We start from the raw sequence: 21,372 nt of genomic DNA on the forward strand, positions 1-21,372 counted from the left end.
GTATGCACCCGTCTCCCCGTTCCGCGGCCGATGCCCCCTTCGGATCGTTCGACCCCTGGTCCCCGGCGTTCGTCGCCGACCCGTACCCCGCCTACGCCGCGTTGCGTGCCGCCGGCCGGGTGCATTACTTCGAGCCGACCGACCAGTGGCTCGTTCCGCACCACGCCGATGTGTCCGCGCTGCTGCGCGACCGCCGCCTGGGCCGTACGTACCTGCACCGTTTCACCCACGAGGAGTTCGGTCGTACACCGCCGCCCGCCGAGCACGAGCCCTTCCACACCCTGAACGGGCAGGGGCTCCTCGACCTGGAGGCGCCCGACCACACCCGGATCCGGCGCCTGGTGTCGAAGGCGTTCACCCCGCGCACGGTCGAGCAACTCGTCCCGACCGTGCAGCGGCTGGCCGCAGAACTGGTGGACTCCTTCGTGGCGGCGGGCGGCGGCGATCTGCTCAAGGCGGTCGCCGAACCGCTGCCCGTGGCCGTCATCGCCGAGATGCTCGGCATCCCCGAGTCCGACCGTGCTCCGCTGCGGCCCTGGTCGGCGGCGATCTGCGGAATGTTTGAACTGAACCCGTCCGACGACACCGCCCGCGCTGCCGTGCGCGCCTCGCTCGAATTCTCCGCGTATCTGCGCGAGCTGATCGAGGAGCGGCGGAAGAACCCCGGTACGGATCTGATCTCCGCGCTCATCGCCGCCCATGACGAGGGGGAACGGCTGAGCGAGCAGGAGATGATCTCCACCTGCGTACTGCTGCTCAACGCGGGCCACGAGGCGACCGTCAACACCACGGTGAACGGCTGGTGGACCCTGCTGCGTCACCCCGAGCAACTGGCCGCCCTGCGCGCCGACCACGGGCTGCTGCCGAGCGCGGTCGAGGAGCTGATGCGGTACGACACTCCGTTGCAGATGTTCGAGCGCTGGGTGCTCGACGACATCGAGATCGACGGCACGGTCATTCCGCGTGGTTCCGAGGTGGCCCTGCTCTTCGGGTCCGCCAACCGCGACCCGGCCCGCTTCCCGGCCCCGGACACCCTGGACCTCTCCCGCCGGGAGAACCCGCACATCACCTTCGGCGCGGGCATCCACTTCTGCCTGGGCGCCCCGCTGGCCCGGGTCGAACTGGCCGCCTCCTTCGGTGAGCTGCTGCGCCGCGCCCCGAACCTGCGACTGGCGGCCGAGCCCGAGTGGAACCCGGGCTATGTGATCAGGGGCCTGAAGGAACTCCGCGTCGAGCTGTGACGGGGGCTGTGTCGGGACGAACGGGCGGACGGGCCGGGGCTCAGCACTTCGGCCCACAGTCCATCGGCGGCCCGTCCAGTACGTCGAACGCCGCCCCGAAGCCGGCCAGGGCCGCGAGGAGCACCGCCGCCCCGAGGGCCGGCCGCCACTTGCGCTGGACGAGGGCGGAGAGGGTGAGCCCGGCCGCGATGCCGCCGAGGGTCATGACCGGCAGCCCGAGCCAGAGCACGTTCCACTCCGTCTCGCCCTCGAAGCCGCCGAAGATGCCGCGCCGGCCGTACGGGGCCCAGGCGAGCGTCCCGGCGGCTCCGCCGGCGGCGGCGACCGCGCATCCGGCGACCCCGCGGATGGCTTCGCGTCGGCTGTCCATGATCTGGAGGACGCGTGGGCGTCGCGGGAAGGTTGCACCCTTGGAGCTGGGCTTCGGGCTCAGAGACGCCGAAGTCCCGAGGCCCCGAAGCCCCGAAGTCCCGAAGTCCCGAAGCCCCGAAGTCCCGAAGCCCCGAAGTCCCGAGGACCGGGGGCCCTCGGCCCCGAGACCCGGAGAGGCCCGCCGAGGCGGCTCCAGGTGCCGAGGACCGGGGGTCCCGATGGCCGAGGGTTCCGAGGCACCCCGGGGCTGCTCCGAGGTGTTCACCGTGGTGGCCCCGGAGCCGCCCGAGGCGGCTGCGCCCCGCTGCTCACGTGGCTGCCCGGACGACCGCCCACGCCCCACCGTCAGGTCAGGACATCGCGTCGCCGCAAGGCCCCCGTCCCCGCCCCCACCAGCACCACCGCAGCCGCGGTGAGCGCCAGCACCGGGCCCCACTCCATCCCTGCGTTCCCCGGCAGCTTCGGCAGATGCGTGAACGGTGACACGTCCATCACCGGCTGCGGCAGATCGATCGCGGGCCCGATCCACCCCAGCGCCAGGCAGATCCCGGCCACGCCCCATGACGCCATCGTCGCCTTCGGGAGCGCCCCGTACAGCAGGACCGCCACCCCGCCGAGCAGCCAGACCGCCGGCAGCTGCACCAGCGACGCACCCAGCACGGCCGGGAGTTCGTGTCCGTAACCGGCGGCCAGTCCGAGGCCACCGACCGTCATGATCAGGGCCGCGCCACCGAACGCGATGACCAGATGACCGGCCGCCCATCCGATCCGGCTCACCCCGCCCGCCAGCACCGGTTCGGCACGTCCGGCCGTCTCCTCGCCGTACAGCCGCAGCACCGACGCGACGATGTACAGCGCCGCGACCATCCCGAGCATGGAGACCATCGCCGCGAGGAACGCGTCGGTCAGCCCGGCCTGCCCGCCCATCCGCTCGACGATCTCCCGCGTCTTCGCGTTGTCGCCGACGAGGTCCGCCGCCCCGCCGGTCAGTCCGCCGAAGACGACACCGACCGCGGCGAACGACAGCGTCCACCCGGCCAGCGCACCGCGCTGGAGCCGCAACGCGAGACCGAACGCCGTGGAGATCCGCCCCTGCGCGGGTCCGGGCCGGGCCGCCAGGAAACTCATGCCGACATCACGCCGCCCCGCCAGGGCGTACGCCAGGGCCGCCTGGACCGCGACGGCGCCCGCGATGAGGAGCAGCACCCACCAGCGCTCGTCCCCGTACGCGCGCACGTTCTCCGCCCAGCCGATGGGGGAGAGCCAGGTCAGTACGGACGAGCCGTCGTCCGTCGCCGAGTCGCCCGCCGCCTTCAGCACGAACGCGGCACCGATCACCGCCGCCGTGAGCCCCTTCGCGAGCCGTGCGCTCTCGGTGAACTGAGCGGCGATCGCGGCGGTGCAGGCGAACAGCACGCCGATCCCGGCGACCGCCAGGGCGAGCGCCACCGCTCCGGCGCCGCCCGCGCCGGACCCGGCCGTACCGGCGGCGATCATCAGCGCCAGCGCCGTGTTGGCGATCAGCGCGGCGAGGAGTGCAGAGGTCAGCGGGGCGCGGCGCCCCACCATGGCGGAGGAGAGCATCTCCTGACGGCCGGTCTCTTCCTCCTCCCTGGTGTGCCGGATGACGACGACCAGACTCATCACGGCCGCCAGCGCCCCGCCGAAGCCGGCCATCCGCCAGCTGACGAGCCCGCCGATGGAGTCGTCGAAGACCGGCCCGTACAGCGCCCGGATCGAGCTGTTGCCGTTCATCGACGCGGCGAGTTCGGCGCGCTGGGCGGCGGTGTCGTACAGCGAGGCGAAGGACTTGCCGACGGAGGAGAAGGAGGCGCCGAGCACGAGCACCCAGATCGGCATCATGATCCGGTCGCGCCGCAGCGCGAGCCTCAGCAGGGTCCAGGTGCCGGTGAGCTGCCCGGCCCCGGATCCGGTCCCGGCCCCGGCCCGGCGTCCCGCACCGGCCGGTGCGGTCGTGGTCACGGCAGTCATCGCGCGGCCACCCCCGCTCCCTCTCCGCTGCCCGCCGTGCCCGCCGTACCCGTCGAGTCCGGCGCGTAGTGACGGAGGAAGAGCTCCTCCAGCGTGGGCGGGGTGCTGGTCAGCGTCCGCACCCCCGATACGGAGAGCGACTTGAGGACCGCGTCCAGCTTGTCCGTGTCGACCCGGAGCGTGACCCGCAGGCCCTGGACGTCGAGGTCGTGGACGCCGGGCAGTCGCGCGAGCCCGTCGGGAGCACCGGCCAGCTCGGCGGTGATGTTCGTGCGGGTCAGATGACGCATGTCCGCCAGCGATCCCGTCTCCACCGTCCGCCCCTGGCGGATGATGCTGACCCGGTCGCAGAGCGATTCGACCTCGCTGAGGATGTGGCTGGACAGCAGGATCGTCCGCCCGCGCGCACGCTCCTCGGCGACGCAGTCCTGGAAGACCTCCTCCATCAGCGGATCGAGCCCGCTCGTCGGCTCGTCGAGGATCAGCAGATCCACATCCGAGGCGAACGCGGCGACGAGGGCGACCTTCTGCCGGTTGCCCTTGGAGTACGTACGCCCCTTCTTGGTCGGGTCGAGCTCGAACCGTTCGACGAGATCGGCGCGCCGGGCCGGGTCGAGGCCGCCGCGCAGCCGCCCGTACAGATCGATCACCTCGCCGCCGGAGAGGTTGCGCCACAGCGTCACGTCACCCGGGACGTACGCCACCCGGCGGTGGAGCCCGACCGCGTCGTGCCACGGGTCGCAGCCGAGCAGCTGGGCGGCGCCGGAGTCGGCCCGCAGCAGCCCCAGCAGCACCCGGATGGTGGTGGACTTCCCGGAGCCGTTGGGCCCGAGGAAGCCGTGGACCTCACCGGTCTCGACCGTGAGATCGAGACCGTCCAGCGCATGCGTCCGACCGAACGATTTGTGCAGCCCGGCCACCGTGATTGCCTTCGTCATGTTTTCGAAGGTACGCTACGTTCACAAATTTGTGAAGTTAAGGAAGCGTATAAAGTTGAGGTATGGGCGGGGGTCGGGGAACCAGGGGAGATGATCGGGTCATGACCAGCGAAACGGAACAGAACACGCATGGCGAGCGCGACGAGCAGGCCGTGTCGCGGTTCGTGGAGCGGTTCGCGTCCGACATGACGGAGGCGGGGATGCAGCGGATGGCCTCCCGCGTCTTCGCCGCGCTCCTCGCGGACGACGACGGGTCGATGACCTCCGCGGAGCTCGCCATGGCATTGCAGATCAGCCCGGCGGCCGTGTCCGGCGCGATCAATTACCTCACGCAGGTCAGCATGGTCGGCCGCGAGCGCGATCCGGGCTCGCGCCGGGATCGCTACCGGCTGCACAACGAGGTCTGGTACACCACCTTCGCCCAGCGCGACCGGGTGCTCACCCGCTGGGAGAACACCCTCAAGGACGGCGCCCGCACCTTGGGCGAGCACACCCCGGCCGGCGCCCGGCTCGCCGAGACCGTGGCGTTCTTCGAGTTTCTGCAGTCGGAGCTGGTCGGCATGATGGACCGCTGGCATGAGCACCGCAAAACGCTCGACCTCCCGGTGGCCGACGAGCGAGGGGAGCAGCGCGCGGGCGCGTGACGAGGCGGGGGACCCAGCCCGTCACACCGGGCCGGGGACCAGGTCCGCCAGGGCGTCGAGGACAGCGGGGTCGGAGGCGTCGATGTCCTCGTACAGGTCCTGCGGCCAGTACGGGCGCCCCTCGATCCAGGCGACGACCAACGGCTGCCCGTCGCGCCATCCGCGCAGCTCCGCGATGCCGGTCGGCGCGGGCAGCCCGGCCCACGGGTACTTGTCCGGCCCGGGCGGCAGGAGCCGCAGCAGACCCTCCGGCGGAGGGTCGTCGACCTTCTCGGCCGCCTCTTCGCCCGCCCCGTCGCCCGTCCCTCCGGCCGCTCCCTCGATGGGGAAGAACACGAGCACGGGCCCGGCGGTCGCGCTGGACACGTCGTGCAGCAGGGCGTACCGCAGGGTCCGGGTTTCGGGAGCGACCACGGCACGGGCCATCCGGCGCGCGAGCGGGATGCCGGAGCTGATCGTCCGCCAGGCGAAGAAGAGGCCCAGGGCCCCGCTCAGCACGGTGAGCCCCCGGGGCAGGTCCGGGACGATGTTGGCGCCCAGGACCCAGCACAGTGCGGCGATGGCGCCCGCGTACCCCAGTAGCCACAGGGTTTCCGCGGTTCCGGCGACGTGCCGCAGCATGGGCACCCGCCACCAGATCACCTTCTGCCCCAACCGCACATCGCCCACCGCCCGCGGCTCCACCGGGTCGGGGCCCCGCAGCCCGGCCTGCCGTTCCGCCACGGCGGCGAACGCGGTGTAGCCGGCGGGCGCGGGCTGCGCGGGCTGTGCGGACTCCGTGCCGGGCCGGTCGTCCGGTCCGGCGTCCGCTTCCGTACGCGCCCACGGCCGGTCGGGCAGCGGGTGCGGCGGCAGCCTCCCGCCCTGCGACCCCCGCCCCCGTACGACCAGCCGGACCACACCGCCGACGCCCCCGAACGCCACCAGCGCCAGCCCACTGAACCCGACGGTGTCCGTCACGGCGAAGGCATGGGTGCCGCGCAGCTCCGCGTCGTACAGATCGCCCTTGAACGGCGGGTACGAGACGACGAAGCCGCTCTCGTAGCCCTCGACGGAGCCCCGGTACGGGGCGCAGTGGAACGGCCCCGTACGTGTCCGCCCTCCGTAGGGGTCGGTCCACCGGACGACGCAGCGGCCGTCAGCGCGCTCACCGATGACCGTCAGGTCGACCCGCGGGTCGTCGTCGGACGCCACCGACCAGCCGGTGGCGAGCGCCACCAGGAGACAGCCGGCGACGAACACCCAGCGGAAGATTCCCCGCCACCAGGGGCGCCGCCTCCGCGTCCCCATCGCCGAGGCCGCCACCTCCGGCGCTTCGCCCCCGGCCGCCACCTCCGGCGCGGTCTGCGGCCGACGCGGGGCCGGGCGTGTGCGGAGGTCGCTGACCTGCGGACGGGCCGCGATCGAGCGCGCCCGATGGCCTCGTACCGGCTTGGCCCAGATCAGTTCCGTACCGCCGGGCGGTGCCAGCACACCCCCCGTACGGGCATCGCCGCACCACCACAGCACCCCGCCAGGTCCGTTCAGCAGGTGGAAGCGCCACTGGACGGTGGACGGTGCCAGCGGAAGCAACTCACCCGGCTCCGGCCCGCCCAGCACCACGACAGCACCCCTGCTGCCACGCTGCAGGGCGACCGAGGTGTGGGCCACCCACGGTCCGGCGCCGAGCACCCGGCGCATCCGCCGTGCCCGGTGCCTCACCACGGCCCCGCCCACCAGCAGCGCCCCGCCCAGCCCGCCGAGCGTCGGAAACATGGACCACCCGATGACGAACACCGCGGAGAACACCGCGGAGCACAACCCCGCCGCGCCGCCACCGAACAAGCGCCAGGCCGAGGCCCGGTACCGCTCCAGCGCGTCCGCCGTCCCCGGCAGGTCCAGCGCGGCCGGGACCGTCCGACCCGCCCCCGCGTCCACCCCAGGTCTGTCCGCATCGCCTGAACTGTCCGACATCTCCAGCCCCACCCCTTCGCCCGGCCCGCTCGGAGGCTACCCCTCGCCCGTCGGCAGCATCAGCCCCCAGGCGCCCGCCCGTACCGTCCAGGTCCGCGTCCGGACCGGGCCGGCGACCTGTATGTCCGCCCGGTAGCGGAAGTCCGCACCCGAGACCGTGACGGCCTTCGCCTCCGCCGTGACCGGTTCGGCCGCCGGAGGGCGGATCACCACCTCCGCGAGGCCCCCGTCACTACCCTGCGAGGTCACCGTGACCGACTCGACCGGGCGGTCCAGATCGTTCAGCAGGACGCCGTCCGCCTCCACCCGCAGCCGGTGCGTCCGGTGCGGGGCGGGCGGCGTCTGCGGGGTGGGGCGCACCAGCGTGCGGACCAGGGAGCGGCAGGTGTCCCAGACCGCCGTGACCCCGGTAGGGGCGGCCACCGCGTCCGGCAGCGTGCTCAGGGCCGGGATGTGCAGCGCCCCCAGGACCACGCCGTCGCTGTCGTCGACCAGCAGGTCCAGTCTGCGCACCGCACCGTCCAGCGCGGTGCGCGCCGCCGCCACCGCGCCCAGCGGCACGCCGAGCGACCGGGCGAGTTCCAGTGCGGCCGAGGCACCGACCGGGATCAGCGAGAGGGCGGTCCCGGCAGGCTCGCGCTCTCGGTGCAGCAGGGACACCGCCCGCCGAAGCGCCCGGTCGTCGCCGACCACCACCGGGCGCCGACCGCCCCGGCGGGACAAGGCCCGCGCGAACTCCTCGGGGCCGTCGGGCAGGCAGATCTTGGCGTGCGAACCGGCGCTCAGCACGTCCTTCGCGATACGGACGGACTCGCCGTCGGTCCGGCGGGCCACCGGGTCGATGACCACCAGTAGCTGGTGCGTACCGTCGCCGGGGGGCTGGGCAGCCGACACCTCGGTCCTTCCTCGGGTAGCATCTTGGTGCAAGAGCCCCTTGCGCTATTGCGCCAGGGGCTTCGTCTATTCCGGGGCAACCGGTTCGACGGTTCAGGTTTTGCCGTACAACGACGTACGGCATGTACGGCGTTTACGTACGCCCCCTGACCTTGGACATGCCCCGCCCGGAAGGGGTGTACGCCTGTGCCCGCACTTGTGCTGCTCGGTGCTCAGTGGGGTGACGAGGGCAAGGGAAAGGCCACCGACCTCCTCGGTGGATCCGTGGACTATGTGGTGCGCTACCAAGGCGGCAACAATGCCGGCCACACGGTGGTCGTCGGCGACCAGAAGTACGCACTTCATCTCCTCCCCTCCGGAATCCTTTCGCCGGGGTGCACCCCGGTCATCGGAAACGGTGTCGTCGTCGACCCGGCCGTCCTGCTCTCCGAGCTGAGTGGGCTGAACGAGCGCGGCGTGGACACGTCCAAGCTGCTGATCAGCGGTAATGCCCATTTGATCACCCCGTACAACGTCACCGTCGACAAGGTGACGGAACGGTTCCTCGGGAAGCGCAAGATCGGCACGACCGGCCGCGGCATCGGCCCGACGTACGCCGACAAGATCAACCGAGTGGGCATCCGGGTCCAGGACCTCTACGACGAGTCGATCCTGGAGCAGAAGGTCGAGGCGGCCCTGGAGCAGAAGAACCAGCTCCTCGCCAAGGTCTTCAACCGCCGCGCCATCGAGTCCGGCAGGATCGTCGAGGAGATGCTCCAGTACGCGGAGCAGATCAAGCCCTACGTCGCCGACACGACCCTTGTCCTGAACAACGCCATCGACGAGGGCAAGGTCGTCCTCTTCGAGGGCGGTCAGGGCACGCTGCTCGACGTCGACCACGGCACGTACCCCTTCGTCACCTCGTCGAACCCGACCGCGGGCGGCGCCTGCACCGGTTCCGGCGTGGGCCCGACGAAGATCAGCCGGGTCATCGGCATCCTCAAGGCATACACCACCCGCGTCGGCGCGGGCCCGTTCCCGACGGAGCTGCTCGACGAGGACGGCGAGGCGCTGCGCCGGATCGGCGGCGAGCGCGGTGTCACCACCGGCCGTGACCGCCGCTGCGGCTGGTTCGACGCGGTGATCGCGCGGTACGCGACCCGGGTCAACGGTCTCACCGACTTCTTCCTCACCAAGCTGGACGTGCTGACCGGCTGGGAGCAGATCCCGGTGTGCGTCGCGTACGAGATCGACGGCAAGCGCGTCGAGGAACTCCCCTACAGCCAGACCGACTTCCACCACGCGAAGCCGGTCTACGAGATGCTCCCGGGCTGGTCCGAGGACATCACGAAGGCCAAGACCTTCGCCGATCTGCCGAAAAACGCGCAGGCGTACGTGAAGGCGCTGGAGGACATGTCCGGCGCCCCGATCTCCGCGATCGGTGTCGGCCCCGGCCGCACCGAGACGATCGAGATCAACTCCTTCCTGTAGGGAACACCGCAGCGGCGGCCGACAGGCATGAGGTGTCGGCCGCCGTTGCGCACCCGCCCACAGGGGCTGGATGGTGTGACTAGTCTGTCCGCCATGAAGGAGACAGGATGTTGCTGAGATTCCGGGTGGCGAACGTCCGGTCCCTGCGCGACGAGCAGGAACTGTCGTTCGTCGCGCCCGAGGGGAACGAGAGGGAGCGGGCCGCAGCACGCGAGCTGATCCTCTCCGACGGCAATCGGCTCCCTGTCCACACCGTCGTCGGAGTCTTCGGAGCCAATGCCTCCGGCAAATCCAATGTGATCGCCGCGCTGAAGAACATGAAGCACGCGGTCCTGCGTTCCTACGCCGACTGGACGTCCTACGACGGCATCCCACGTGACGAGTTCGCCTTTGACCCCAAGGCCGCGTCGGAGACCTCCTTGTACGAGGCGGACTTCGTCCTCGACGACGGTGTCCGCTGGACGTACGGATTCGAGCTGGGCGCGAGGCGGGTAGAGGCGGAATGGCTCTATGCCTACCCCAAGGGCCGGCGCCAGGTGTGGTTCGAGCGGGACGCCAGTCGTGACAAGGACTTCGACTTCCCCGGCGAACGGCTCCACGACCGCACGCGTCTCGCCCGTACGACGCGGCCGGACGCCCTCCTTCTGACCCGCGCCGCCAACGACGGGCACGAACAACTCACGCCGATCTTCGACTGGTTCAAGAACAACCTCTGGGACGTCACCCCCGAGACCGAGCGCACCCAGCGCGAGGACTACACGGCCATGCAGCTGCTGCGGAGCGAGGATTTCCAGCGCAGGGCCGAGGAACTGCTGAGGGTGGCCGATCTCGGCATCGCGGGCGTTGAGGTCGAGCAGTCGTCGTCCGGACGCCCCGTGGTACGGCTGATCCACGCGGGCGGCGGTGAACGGAAGGCGCTGGACTGGGCCTCGGAGTCCTGGGGCACCCGCTCCTGGTTCGCGTTGATCGGCCCGCTCCTGCTCGCCCTCGACACCGGCGCGGTGCTGCTCATCGACGAGCTGGACGCCAGCCTGCACTCGCGCTTCGCGGCAGAGGTCGTACGTCTCTTCCAGGCACCCTGGGTGAACCCGAAGGGTGCGCAGCTGATCTTCACCGGGCATGATCCCTCTCTGCTGCGGACGCCGGGCGGTGGCCGGCTCCTGGAGCCGGGACAGCTGTGGCTCACCGAGAAGGACGAGCGGGGTGCGACGGAACTGTCGTCCGTCGCCGACTGGGAGCCCACGGACGAGGAAGACCTGATGGCGTCGTATCTCGCGGGGTCCTTCGGCGCGGTGCCGAAGGTCTCCGAGGGCCAGATCGGGCGGCGGCTGATGCGGACGGACGACTTGGCGCGGATGGAGGCGGAAGAGGTCTGATGGCGAGGCCAAGGGAAGGGGACAGCGTTTCCCGGAAGAAGGGTGGCGCGAAGGGTCGCAAGAACCGCGCCCGCCAGGTGTACATCTTCACCGAGGGCGAGGTCACCGAGCCCGAGTACATCGACATCATCGTGAAGAAGGGCACCCCGGCCACGCCGGGCCTCGCGGCGCGGGTCGCCACGTACGAGCGGATCACCGCCGTCCTCGGTACGCCGCCGGGCTCCCGGCTGTCCTGCTGACGGCCGGACCGCCCGGCGCCGCGGCCGGCCGGGGGCGGCCCGGTGGGCCGAGGCCGCCGGGCTCCGGGCGCCGGCCGGGGCACTCAGCGGAAGGCCGCGGCGGCGCGTGCCGCCCAGGCGGTGAAGGTGCCCGGCGCCCGGCCCAGAACGCGCTCGACGTCGGGGCTCACCCGCTGCTCGCCGTCCGTGGGTTCGCCCAGGATGGCCAGCGTTCCCTCGACCGCGGGAAGCGGCATGAACCGCGCCATCAGCGCGTGGGCCTCCTCGCGGGTCTGCTCGGTGAACCGCACCGGTTCGCCCAGCGCGGCGGCGATCGCCGCCGCCCGCTCGCGCGGGGAGGTCGCGGCCGGGCCGGTCAGGGTGTACGTGGCGCCCGAATGAGTGTCCTCGCGCAGGACGACGGCGGCGACCGCCGCCACATCCGCCGGGTCGACGAAGGGCAGGCCGACATCGGCGAACGGCGCCGCGGCCTCCCGCCGCCGGCGGATCGACTCGGCCCAGGCGAGGGCGTTGGTGGCCATCCCGCCCGACCGCAGGACCGCCCAGTCGAGCCCGGACTCCCGCACCGCCGCTTCGAACAGCAGCGGATGCCGGTACGCCTGGGGGCGGGTCCCCGCACCCTGCGAGGACAGCAGCACCACCTTGCGCACCCCGGCGGCCTTCGCGACCTCCAGGATGCCGTGCGGGTCATCGCCGGCCACCAGCAGGAACAGTGCCTCGGCCCCGTCGAACGCGCCGTGCAGACCGGCCGGTTCGGCCAGATCGGCGGCCACCGCCCGCACCCCCGGCGGTACGTCGGCGTCGGTGATGCGCCGGGCCACGGCGGTCAGCGGTGCCCGGGTGTCGGTGAGGATCCGCACCAGCTCCCGTCCGACGTTCCCCGTCGCGCCTGTCACCACGATCATGCCGGTCTCCTTCGTCGGAAACGAGTCGGTGGAACGACCCGTCGCAATAAGTGAGTAAGTTGACTGACTCACTTCGATGGCAGGACGCTAGCACGGCCGGACCGGGTGCTGTCTATAGTTAGTCGGGTGACTGACTCAATGGGTTCCCGGCGCCCTCGGACCAAGGCCGCCGACAAGCGGCAGCGGCTGACGGCCGCCGCCGCACGGGTTCTGCACGAGCGGGGCGTGGAGCGCACGACCATCGCTGACATCGCCCAGGCCGCCGATGTCCCGGCGGGCAACGTGTACTACTACTTCAAGACCAAGGGGGAGCTGGTCGAGGCCGCCCTCTCCGAGCACACCAGGCACCTGGAAGAACTCACCGGCACCCTCGACCGGCTCCCCGGCCCGCGCGAACGTCTCAAGGGCCTGGTGGACGCGTGGGTGAGCCGGCGCGAGGTCGCGGCCCGTTACGGCTGCCCCACCGGCACCCTCGCCATGGAGCTCGACAAGCGCGCCGAGGGCGGCCTCGACCTCGCGGCGGGCCACGTCGTACGGCAGTTGCTGGACTGGGTGGAGCGGCAGTTCCGCGAGATGGGGGCGGTCGATCCCGAGGGCCTCTCGCTGGCGCTCGTCGGCGCCTATCAGGGCATGTCGCTGCTCTCCAACGCGCTGCGCGATCCGGAGATCATGACCCGTGAGGGAGCCCGGCTCGTCGGCTGGCTCGACGCGCTGGACGGGTCCGCGAGCAGTGGTGGTCGCTGACCGGCCGACCAGTTGGGCGTTCCGCATGCTGGACGAGCCTGAAGGTTTTACCTTCGGGCCGCCCTGCGTTTCGGACCATGATCCGGACTAATCCCTTCCGGAATTACTCCTGTTGGGGGCGGGTCCGGCGGCGCGAAGGTGTCACGGCCCCGCTCGCGAGCACTCCTGCGGGAAGTTTCCCTGTCTTGGTCTAGACCTTGACAGGTTCAGACCAGCGGCGCTTGAGTGACCGTCACCCCCCCATGGCGGCACACCGTCCAGCCGGTGTGCCGCGCCGAAGGAGTGATCACGTGATCAGACGCATCATGGGCCTGCTCGCCGCGCTGGGCGCGGTCGTCGCGATGCTTGTCGTCCTTCCCGCCACCACCGCCGCGGCTGCCGACTGCGCGGCGCCCTGGAACTCCTCGTCCGTCTACATTGGCGGCGGAACGGCCTCCTACAACGGGCACAACTGGACCGCCAAGTGGTGGACCCAGAACGAGACCCCCGGCAGCTCCGACGTCTGGGCGGACCAGGGCAGCTGTGGCGGCGGCGGCACGGATCCGGGCTCTCCGTCCGGCTTCGTCGTCAGCGAGGCGCAGTTCAACCAGATGTTCCCGAACCGGAATCCGTTCTACACGTACGGCGGACTGACCGCGGCCCTGAGCGCCTACCCGGGCTTCGCGAACACCGGCAGCGACACCGTCAAGCGCCAGGAGGCGGCCGCGTTCCTCGCCAACGTCAGCCACGAGACGGGCGGTCTGGTGTACGTGGTCGAGCAGAACACCGCCAACTACCCGCACTATTGCGACAGCAGCCAGCCGTACGGCTGCCCGGCCGGCCAGGCCGCCTACTACGGCCGCGGCCCGATCCAGCTGAGCTGGAACTTCAACTACAAGGCCGCCGGTGACGCGCTCGGCATCGACCTGCTGGGCAACCCGTACCTGGTCGAGCAGAACGCCTCGGTCGCCTGGAAGACCGGCCTCTGGTACTGGAACACCCAGAACGGGCCCGGCACCATGACCGCTCACAACGCCATGGTGAACGGCGCCGGATTCGGCGAGACCATCCGCTCCATCAACGGCTCCCTGGAGTGCAACGGCGGCAACCCCGCCCAGGTCCAGAGCCGTATCGACCGCTACCAGGCGTTCGTCCAGATCCTCGGCACCACCCCCGGTTCCAACCTGAGCTGCTGACCCGCGAACCCCCCACCCGACGGGGGCGTGTCCGGCCGGAACGGCCGGACACGCCCCCGCTTCGGTTCACCGGGCGGAGTCGGCTCCCGCGACGTCCAGCGCCCGGAAGGCCAGCCACAGGTCGTACCGCGCGCTCGGCGCCTGCAGCAACGAGCGCTGAAGAGTGGATTCGAGGTGTGTGAGGCGCTTGCGGACCCCCGGCGCCGAAAGGCCCAACGCGGCGGCCGTGGGCCCGAGCTGGGCCTCGCAGTCCAGCCAGGTACGCAGCGCCGTCCGCGGATCGGCGGTGCTCCGGGCGGCGCCGGACGCGGTGAGCGGGCGCAGTTGCCGGGCCGCCCACTCGAGGGCGGCCTGGTCGGCGACCCGGCTCAGGTCGAGGCCGAGCAGCTCGCCGATCAGCCGGAGCCGTGCCGTCAGGGTGTTCCGATGGATCTTCAGATGCTGCGTCGCGTGCGAGGAGAACGCGAGCCAGGAGGTCAGCGTCGCCGCGAGTTCCTGGCTGCCCGGGTCATGGCTGCGCCGCGGTACGTGTGTGAGCAGCGGGTTCAGCAGCGCGTCCGCCCACCGCGCGCCGACCGCACCGACCACCAGGGCGGCCTCCGGCGCGGAGCCGAAGCGGGCGTGCCGTGCGGGCAGCCCGCGGGCCACGGCCAGGGCGTGGAAGGCCTGGCGGATCCGGTCGCCGTGTCGGAGAGCGGCACGTCCTCGCTCGCCCCCACGACACATTCGTCCACCACGTCGGCGAGGCCGGTCCTTCCTTCTCCCTTTCTCCTTCCTCCCGTTGCCGGTCCTCCTCCCGTTGTCAGTGGTGGCCCCTAGGGTCGGCTCACGATCAGGATCACGATCAGAGCCGACCGGGAGAGGGCGCCGCCATGGAGTTCCGCATCGAGCGCAGTGCACTGACCGATGCCGTGGCCTGGGCGGCGCGTGTGCTGCCCACGCGCTCGCCCGTTCCCGTGCTGGGCGGGCTGTTGCTGGAGGCGGCCGACGGCCGGCTGCGCATCTCGGGCCTCGACTACGAGGCTTCCGCGTGCATCGAGGTGGAGGCGGAGAACGTACGGGCCGGGACGGTGCTGGTGATGGGCCGCCGACTGCTCGATGTCTGCCGGGTGCTTCCCGAGGGCGCGGTGGAGTGCGCGGTCGAGGGTTCACGGTTCTCGCTGGCCAGGGACAGTGCCCGGTTCGGGCTCTCGGTGCTGCCGTTGGACGACTATCCGTCGCTGCCGTCCCTGCCGGAGGTGCTCGGCGCGGTGGACGCGGAGGAATTCGCCGCGGCCGTCGCCCATGTGACGGTGGCGGCGGGCCGGGACGACACGCTGCCGACCCTGACCGGTGTCCGGCTGGCCCTCGACGACGGCACGATGACGCTCGCCGCCACCGACCGCTACCGCTTCGCGGTACGCAGCCTGCCGTGGAAGCCCGGGAAGGACGGCGTCGCGGCCGATGTCGTGGTCTCCGCCCGCAGGCTGACCGAGATCGCCCGCTCCTTCGGCGGGTCCGGAGTGGTCCGACTCGCGCTGGACGCTGGTTCGGTCGGCTTCGAACTGGCCGGGATGCGTACCACGGTGCGTCTGCTGGATGGCCGACTGCCGTGCCACGACAAGCTGTTCGCGATGGTGGACCCCGTCTCCGCGCTGACGGACCGGGCGCCCCTGGTCGAGGCCGTCAAGCGCGTCGCCGTGGTCGCGGAGGGCGGCAGCCCGCTCCAACTGACCTTCTCCGGCGGCTCGGTGCTGCTGCAGGCGGGTTACGAGGACGATGTCGCCTCCCAGCGTCTTCCGGCCGTTCTCGACGGCACCGACGAGCTGACGGTCGCCTTCAACCCCTCGTATCTGATGGACGCCCTGGGCTCGTTCGACGCGCCCGTGATCCGGTTCGAGCTGTTGGGCCCCGGCCGGCGTGCGATGGTCACCGGGTGGGCGTCCCAGGAGGACGCCGTGGCGGAAGCGTCGCAGCCGGCGCACCGGCATCTGCTGATGTCGGCCCGGCCGCTGGTGTAGGACGGCCGGGTCCGGGACGGGTCCCGGGCGTCTCGGGCTCCTTCAGGGTGCGCAGGAGAAGCCGGCCGAGGGCGGGCAGCGCGATCAGCGGCGCGAGCGCGGTCTGCAAGGACGTGGCGTCGGCGACGGCGCCGATGAGCGGGCCCGCGACACCGCCGATGCTGACGGCCAGGCCCAGAGTGATGCCGCTCGCGGTGCCCACACGCCGGGGCAGGTAGTCCTGGCCGAGAGTGACGTGCAGGGAGAAGGGCACGTACAGACCGGCCGAGGTGAGGGCGACGAACGCATAGAACAGCGGGCCGGGGACGTAGACCACACCGGCCACGGCGAGGACGCTCAGCGCGTAGGACCACTGGACGACGGGGATACGGCCGTGGCGGGCGGCGAGCTTCCCACCGGTCACGGTGCCGACAGCACCCCCGAGGTAGAGGACGAACAGCGCGGCCGTACCGGAGACTTCTCCCCCTCCGGTGCGCAGTCGCGCGTACAGCGAGATGAAGACGCTGAGGCCGACGAAGACGATCGAGCGGCACACGATGGCCCCCGACAGCCTCAGGAAGGACGCCCAGTCGTCCCGGCCGGGGACCTGACTCGCCGGAGTGTCCGCAGCCGTGGCGGCCGGGACGCCGACGCCCCGCAGCGCGGCCACGCACAGCACCACGCCCGCGAGGGCCGGGACGACCAGCAGCGGCGAGGCGCCCAGGCCGCCGGTGGCGACGACGGCGGACACCATCAGGGGCGCGGTGGCGAAACCGAGATTGCCCCCGAGGGAGAACCAGCCCATCGCGGTATGGCTGCCCCGCGCGGCCTTACGGGCCACGCGAGCGGCTTCCGGGTGGTAGGCGGCCACGCCGATCCCCGACACCGCCACGGCCGCCAGGGTCAGGGCATAGGAACCGCCGACACCGGCGAGCGCGACTCCCGCCCCGCACACCAGCGTGCTCACCGGCAGCAGCCAAGGCATCGCCCACCTGTCGGTCAGGGCACCGAACAGCGGCTGCACGACCGAGGACAACAGTGAGGCGGCCAGGACGACACCGGAGGCGGCGGCGTACGTATACGCACGCTCGGAGACGAAGAACGGCACCAGCGCGGCCACGGCCCCCTGGTAGATGTCCACGCAGGCATGGCCGAGGGACAGCAGCGTGATCGGACGGCTACGGGAGACACGGCTACGGGAGACACGGGATCGGGAGACACGGGATCGGGTTGTCGGCACCTGGCCATCGTCGCCGGGGCACGACCTGGCGCGCTTCCGATAAAATGCCAAAGTATGCCGGAAATCCGCCACGATCCCGAGGCGCCCACGCGTAACAAGACGCTCGCCCCGGGAGAGAGCATCGACCCGCACCACCACGACGACCACCAGATCGTCTACGCGGGCTCCGGTGTCCTGGCCGTGACGACCACCGCGGGCACCTGGTTCGCCCCCGGGACCCGCGCCATCTGGGTACCCGCCGGATGCGTCCACGCCCACCGCGCCCACGGCCGCCTCGATCTGCATCTGCTCGGCCTGCCCGCCGACACCAACCCCCTGGGCCTGGACGCACCCACCGTCCTCGCCGTCAGCCCCCTGCTGCGTGAACTGATCCTCGCCTCGACCCGCGGCCCCCACGACGACACCCCCGAACGGCGCCGCCTGCGCGCGGTCCTTCTCGACCAGCTGCGCGCCTCACCCCAGCAACCCGTCCAGCTGCCCGCCCCCACCGACCCCCGCCTCGCGGCCGTCTGCGAACTCCTGCACCACAACCCCGCGGACCCCCGCACCCTGGCCGCACTGGCAACCGGGACAGGGGCCGGCGAGCGCACCCTCAGCCGCCTCTTCCGCCGCGAGCTGGGCATGACCTTCCCCCAGTGGCGCACCCAGCTGCGCCTCTACCACGCCCTGCGCATGCTGGCCGAGGACATGCCGGTGACCACGGTCGCCCACCGCTGCGGCTGGTCCTCCACGAGCGCCTTCATCGACGTCTTCCGCCACGCCTTCGGCTACACCCCCGGCACCCACAACCGCCGTCCCTGACCGACGGGGTGCCGTGGTGAGAGCGCGGGGGAGTGGAGGACGGAGGAACGCGGGGGAGCGCGGACATGGGTGCGGGGCCGGACGACCTGCCCGGCCCCGCACCCGTACCGCCCGCTCGTGGGCCCGTCCGTCCGGTTACTTCGTGAAGATGAAGTACTTCCAGGCGCCGTGGGTGGTGGAGTTCACGGTGTCGCCCGAGGTGCCGTTCACGTACGAGGCACGGACGCGCATCCGGTAGCCCGTGTCATGGGTGCCGGTGAGCGTCACGATGGACTTGCCGTTGGTGCCGAGCTTGAAGTACTGCGAGCCCGCGTCGTACCACGTGCCCTGGTAGTAGAGCTGCAGGGACAGCTTGTGCGAGCGGTTCTTGTAGTAGCTCATCGTCGTGGTGAAGACCGGATTGGTCTTCTTGTGGAAGTACGCGTACGACGTGGAGCCGATCTTGGCCGTCTTGTACTGCTTGGAAACGGAGGTCGAGACCTTCACCTTGGCGTACGCGGTCGACGTGACAGTCTTGGACGCGTACCGGGCGTCGCCCTTGAAGACGGCGGTGACGGTGGTGTCCCGGGTCATGGTGACCGTGGTGGACAGATCGCCCTTGGAGTTGACCTTGCCGGTCTTCACCAGCTTCTTCGGCTTGTCCGCACCGAACGGGTCCACCCACAGCTCGACGGTGCGGTTCTTGTACGTCTTGCCGAGGTGCGCGGTGAACGACACCTTGGCGCCGTAGGAGTACAGCGCCTTGTTGCGGTTCAGGGTCAGCGAGGGCACCGTCCGGGGGACGGCGACCTTGCCGGAACCGGACGCCGCGGAGTGGGTCGCGTCGCCCGCGTAAGAGACCTTGTAGGTGACCTGGCCGCCCGCGGTCGGGGTGTCGGTGAAGGAGAAGCTGCCGTCCGACTTCAGCGTCACCGAAGGGAGCGCCTTGCCCTTGGGCGACTCGATGTCGGTGCGCGTCACCGTGGCCTTGGCGCCGGCCGGGAACGCACCGTCGGACTTCACCCGGCCGGTGACGGTGAGCTTCTTGCCGAGCGCCGACTTCGCCGGGGCGCTGACCGTGACGGTGGTCGCGGACTTGACGGCGTCGGTGAGCACCCGCAGCGAGCGGACGCCGTTGCTGTTCTCAGTGACCGCGAAGAGCCGGCTGGAGTCCGGAGCCCAGGCCAGACCGGCGGGCATCAGGGTGTCCGACCCGCTGCTGGTACCGGTGTTGGGGAAGTCGTACGTACGGATCGGCTTGGTGGTGCCCTGCTTGTAGACGTACACATCCGGCGAGTACCAGCTGAACGTGCCCGCGGCGACCGTGCCGTCCGGCGCGATGTCGACGGCGTTCGGGTAGGCGTCGGACGGGTAGTTGGTCTCCTCGCCGAGATCCGACGTCCGGTAGACCTGGTGGTGGTACGGCGCCCCACTGGCCACCACGACCTGCTTGCCGTCGGGGGTCAGGGCGAGGTCGCCCATGTTGGACGCGTCGGCGCGGAGGTACGCGGTCCGTTCCGCCGCCCCCGAGGCCACGTCGTACACGGCCAGCTCCGTCGGGCTCTGGCCCTCGATACCGGCGGCCAGGGTGCCCGGCGCACCGGGCGAGGAGGCCAGGGTCGGGGCCGCGTACCAGGTGCGGTTCGGCTCCTGGTCCAGGGTGACGACCGGCTCGGTGCCGGACAGGTCGAGCGAGCCGATGTTGCCCTCGGCCGCCGAGCCGTAGCCGAACCAGAGCTTGCCGCCCGCCAGAGCCGGGTAGGCGGGGTGGGTGTTCGCGCCGGTCGCGTAGCGGGCGGACTCCACCAGGGCGGAGGTGTTGATCGCCGCGATGGAGTCGGCTCCGCGCACTCCGGCGTACAACGTGCCCGAGTCGGCGGAGAGTTCGAGACCGGTGACGCCCGGCAGTGACGAGATCGTGGCGACGACCGCGCCGTTGTAGTCGGTGACGAGGACCTTGCCGCCGGTCGGGTCGCTGATGAAGACCCGCTTGTGCACACCGTCCGCGACGATGTCGCCGACCGACGCGGCGGGCAGGATCTTGCTGGAGTCGGCAGCGGCCGGATTCGCCGCACCGCCGACCAGAACCACTGAGCTGAAGAGGACCGCGAGCGAAGTCGCGGCCGAGATTCTGCGCGTACGCAAAATGATGTCTACCCCCACGGTAAGAGGGCCGCGTGGCACCCGGAGATGAGAGCGGGGTGCGGCCCGCCACCGCAGGGTATGGCATGGCGTCCACATCTCGTACACATTTGCGGGGCCCGGGTGCTCCCTGCCCCGCGATACGTCAGTCCGCCCAGGTGAGGAACGTCGACCAGGCGTCGGGGGCGACTGCGAAGGTGGGCCCGTCGGGCACCTTGGAGTCCCGGACGTGGACGGCGTGGGGGCAGGTGGCGACCTCGATGCACTCGCCGCCGCTGGCTGCGCTGTACGAGGACTTTTGCCAGTTGAAGGCCACCTCGATGCAATTGCCGCCGCCACTGTCGCTGTAGCTGGACTTGAACCACCGCAGGGTGCTGTTCATTCCTCGTCTCCTGCCAACCGCTCGATGAGGCCCAGCGATTCACGAGGTCCCAGGGCCTGTGCCCGGATCTTCGCATAGCGCTGGGCGTATGTACTCACCTTCCCCGGGTCGCTGATCAGCAGACTCTCGTCCTGGGGCTCCAGGTAGACGAGGTGCTCGTGTTGCGGAGTTTCCACCAGGGGCATTCCGCCACGGGCACCTGCGTACTCTCCGAACTTTCCGCAGTCCAGTGCCAGCACGCTGAGCGTGATGTTACGACGGCGGGCACACTCCGCGAGGTACCGCATCTGCGCTCTCATGATGGCCGCATTGCCGATGACCCGGGTGAGCACCGACTCTTCGAGGATCAGCTCGATCATGGGCAGAGGCTCTCGGTCGAACAGCGCCTTGCGGATCATGCGACCCTCCACCAGCTGTTCCACCCGCTGCTCCGACAACGGTGGATAGCCCCCGCCGATCAGGGCTCGTGCGTAGTCCTCCGTCTGAAAGAGGCCGTGCACAATCGGCATCGAGTACAGATGGAGGCTCAATGCCGCTTGCTCAAGAGACACGTGGGGCTTGAACTGCGGTGGATACGCCTCCATCCGCATATAGATCCTCGCTTGCTCGAACACGCCCATGCCATCCCCGAGTACCCGTTCCAGCTGCACCAGCATCTCGTCGCTGGCAGGTTGCGCGCAGGTCTCCATCGCACTCACGGCCGCCGCCGAGAACCCGATTGCCTTGCCGAGCTGTTCCCGTGTCAACTTCGCGCGGATGCGGGCCTTCTTGGCCACATCGGCCACCAGCTTTGCCGTCGGACTCGCCGTTTCCTTGTTCTCCGCTCGCGCCATTGCGATCCCCTTTCGACTCAACCGGTCTCAACCGGTCACTACGCGGTCCCGCCGGACTCAACTGAGTTTCAGG

Annotated in this window: 19 protein-coding genes and 1 pseudogene; 9 read left to right on the forward strand and 11 right to left on the reverse strand. The window is 70.9% G+C overall.

The window, feature by feature from the left end:
• Window positions 1–2: 2 nt before the first annotated feature.
• On the forward strand, window positions 3–1,241 hold the full coding sequence (locus ABZ826_RS20295; RefSeq protein ID WP_361449792.1) for a cytochrome P450: 1,239 nt from the start codon (window positions 3–5) through the stop codon (window positions 1,239–1,241).
• Window positions 1,242–1,281: 40 nt separating this feature from the next.
• Here ABZ826_RS20295 and ABZ826_RS20300 read toward each other — a convergent pair whose 3' ends face one another.
• The 3 genes from ABZ826_RS20300 to ABZ826_RS20310 form a co-directional block, all read right to left on the reverse strand.
• A complete protein-coding gene (locus ABZ826_RS20300) occupies window positions 1,282–1,611 on the reverse strand; it encodes a hypothetical protein (protein ID WP_361449795.1) in 330 nt (109 codons plus the stop codon).
• A 347-nt stretch (window positions 1,612–1,958) separates the two neighbouring features.
• Window positions 1,959–3,605 carry an ABC transporter permease gene (locus tag ABZ826_RS20305; protein ID WP_361449798.1) on the reverse strand — a complete coding sequence of 549 codons (1,647 nt, stop codon included), beginning with the start codon at window positions 3,603–3,605 and terminating at the stop codon, window positions 1,959–1,961.
• Window positions 3,602–4,543 (reverse strand): ABC transporter ATP-binding protein, encoded by a 942-nt coding sequence (locus ABZ826_RS20310; RefSeq protein ID WP_361449801.1) that lies wholly within the window; start codon window positions 4,541–4,543, stop codon window positions 3,602–3,604. Before ABZ826_RS20310 ends, ABZ826_RS20305 begins: the two co-directional genes overlap by 4 nt.
• Before the next feature lie 101 nt (window positions 4,544–4,644).
• Here ABZ826_RS20310 and ABZ826_RS20315 point away from each other — a divergent pair, with 101 nt between their 5' ends.
• Window positions 4,645–5,187, forward strand: a complete 543-nt coding sequence (locus ABZ826_RS20315; protein WP_361449804.1) for a MarR family transcriptional regulator — start codon at window positions 4,645–4,647, stop codon at window positions 5,185–5,187.
• 21 nt (window positions 5,188–5,208) lie between these two features.
• Here the strand turns inward: ABZ826_RS20315 and ABZ826_RS20320 are convergent, their stop codons facing one another.
• The gene (locus ABZ826_RS20320; protein ID WP_361449807.1) at window positions 5,209–7,140 is read right to left on the reverse strand and encodes a hypothetical protein; all 1,932 of its coding nucleotides are present in this window, start codon (window positions 7,138–7,140) and stop codon (window positions 5,209–5,211) included.
• A 36-nt stretch (window positions 7,141–7,176) separates the two neighbouring features.
• The gene (locus tag ABZ826_RS20325) at window positions 7,177–8,034 is read right to left on the reverse strand and encodes a diacylglycerol kinase (RefSeq protein ID WP_361449810.1); all 858 of its coding nucleotides are present in this window, start codon (window positions 8,032–8,034) and stop codon (window positions 7,177–7,179) included.
• Window positions 8,035–8,220: 186 nt separating this feature from the next.
• Here ABZ826_RS20325 and ABZ826_RS20330 point away from each other — a divergent pair, with 186 nt between their 5' ends.
• From ABZ826_RS20330 to ABZ826_RS20340, 3 genes are all read left to right on the forward strand, one after another.
• Entirely contained in the window at window positions 8,221–9,504 is a 1,284-nt protein-coding gene (locus ABZ826_RS20330; protein ID WP_361449813.1) for an adenylosuccinate synthase, read from the forward strand.
• Between the two features lie 107 nt (window positions 9,505–9,611).
• A complete protein-coding gene (locus tag ABZ826_RS20335) occupies window positions 9,612–10,880 on the forward strand; it encodes an ATP-binding protein (protein WP_361449816.1) in 1,269 nt (422 codons plus the stop codon).
• Window positions 10,880–11,119, forward strand: coding sequence for a hypothetical protein (locus ABZ826_RS20340; protein ID WP_361449819.1), 240 nt, complete (start codon window positions 10,880–10,882; stop codon window positions 11,117–11,119). Before ABZ826_RS20335 ends, ABZ826_RS20340 begins: the two co-directional genes overlap by 1 nt.
• An 83-nt stretch (window positions 11,120–11,202) precedes the next feature.
• Here the strand turns inward: ABZ826_RS20340 and ABZ826_RS20345 are convergent, their stop codons facing one another.
• Window positions 11,203–12,024: an NAD(P)H-binding protein gene (locus ABZ826_RS20345; protein WP_361449822.1), complete on the reverse strand. Its 822-nt coding sequence runs from the start codon at window positions 12,022–12,024 to the stop codon at window positions 11,203–11,205.
• A gap of 138 nt (window positions 12,025–12,162) precedes the next feature.
• Here ABZ826_RS20345 and ABZ826_RS20350 point away from each other — a divergent pair, with 138 nt between their 5' ends.
• Window positions 12,163–12,768, forward strand: a complete 606-nt coding sequence (locus ABZ826_RS20350) for a TetR/AcrR family transcriptional regulator (RefSeq protein ID WP_361449915.1) — start codon at window positions 12,163–12,165, stop codon at window positions 12,766–12,768.
• Window positions 12,769–13,058: 290 nt separating this feature from the next.
• Complete coding sequence (locus ABZ826_RS20355; RefSeq protein ID WP_361449825.1) at window positions 13,059–13,943, forward strand: glycoside hydrolase family 19 protein; 885 nt, start codon at window positions 13,059–13,061, stop codon at window positions 13,941–13,943.
• Between the two features lie 66 nt (window positions 13,944–14,009).
• Here the strand turns inward: ABZ826_RS20355 and ABZ826_RS20360 are convergent.
• Window positions 14,010–14,689 (reverse strand): annotated as a pseudogene (locus ABZ826_RS20360) (helix-turn-helix domain-containing protein); the annotation flags it as partial.
• 126 nt (window positions 14,690–14,815) lie between these two features.
• On the opposite strand from ABZ826_RS20360, the gene dnaN reads away from it, so the two are divergent.
• A complete protein-coding gene (dnaN, locus tag ABZ826_RS20365; protein WP_361449828.1) occupies window positions 14,816–15,943 on the forward strand; it encodes a DNA polymerase III subunit beta in 1,128 nt (375 codons plus the stop codon).
• On the opposite strand, the gene ABZ826_RS20370 is transcribed toward dnaN, so the two are convergent.
• Window positions 15,852–17,093 carry an MFS transporter gene (locus ABZ826_RS20370; RefSeq protein ID WP_361449917.1) on the reverse strand — a complete coding sequence of 414 codons (1,242 nt, stop codon included), beginning with the start codon at window positions 17,091–17,093 and terminating at the stop codon, window positions 15,852–15,854. The two genes, dnaN and ABZ826_RS20370, sit on opposite strands and share 92 nt — an antisense overlap.
• A 123-nt stretch (window positions 17,094–17,216) precedes the next feature.
• Here ABZ826_RS20370 and ABZ826_RS20375 point away from each other — a divergent pair, with 123 nt between their 5' ends.
• Complete coding sequence (locus ABZ826_RS20375; RefSeq protein ID WP_361449831.1) at window positions 17,217–17,963, forward strand: helix-turn-helix transcriptional regulator; 747 nt, start codon at window positions 17,217–17,219, stop codon at window positions 17,961–17,963.
• Window positions 17,964–18,098: 135 nt separating this feature from the next.
• Here the strand turns inward: ABZ826_RS20375 and ABZ826_RS20380 are convergent, their stop codons facing one another.
• From ABZ826_RS20380 to ABZ826_RS20390, 3 genes are all read right to left on the reverse strand, one after another.
• Window positions 18,099–20,087 (reverse strand): Ig-like domain repeat protein, encoded by a 1,989-nt coding sequence (locus ABZ826_RS20380; protein ID WP_361449834.1) that lies wholly within the window; start codon window positions 20,085–20,087, stop codon window positions 18,099–18,101.
• 142 nt (window positions 20,088–20,229) lie between these two features.
• A complete protein-coding gene (locus tag ABZ826_RS20385; RefSeq protein ID WP_361449837.1) occupies window positions 20,230–20,466 on the reverse strand; it encodes a DUF397 domain-containing protein in 237 nt (78 codons plus the stop codon).
• On the reverse strand, window positions 20,463–21,299 hold the full coding sequence (locus tag ABZ826_RS20390; protein ID WP_361449840.1) for a helix-turn-helix transcriptional regulator: 837 nt from the start codon (window positions 21,297–21,299) through the stop codon (window positions 20,463–20,465). Before ABZ826_RS20390 ends, ABZ826_RS20385 begins: the two co-directional genes overlap by 4 nt.
• Window positions 21,300–21,372 lie beyond the last annotated feature (73 nt).

Source organism: Streptomyces sp. NPDC047515 (assembly GCF_040643055.1).
In the GTDB taxonomy this organism is placed as follows: Bacteria; Actinomycetota; Actinomycetes; order Streptomycetales; family Streptomycetaceae; genus Streptomyces.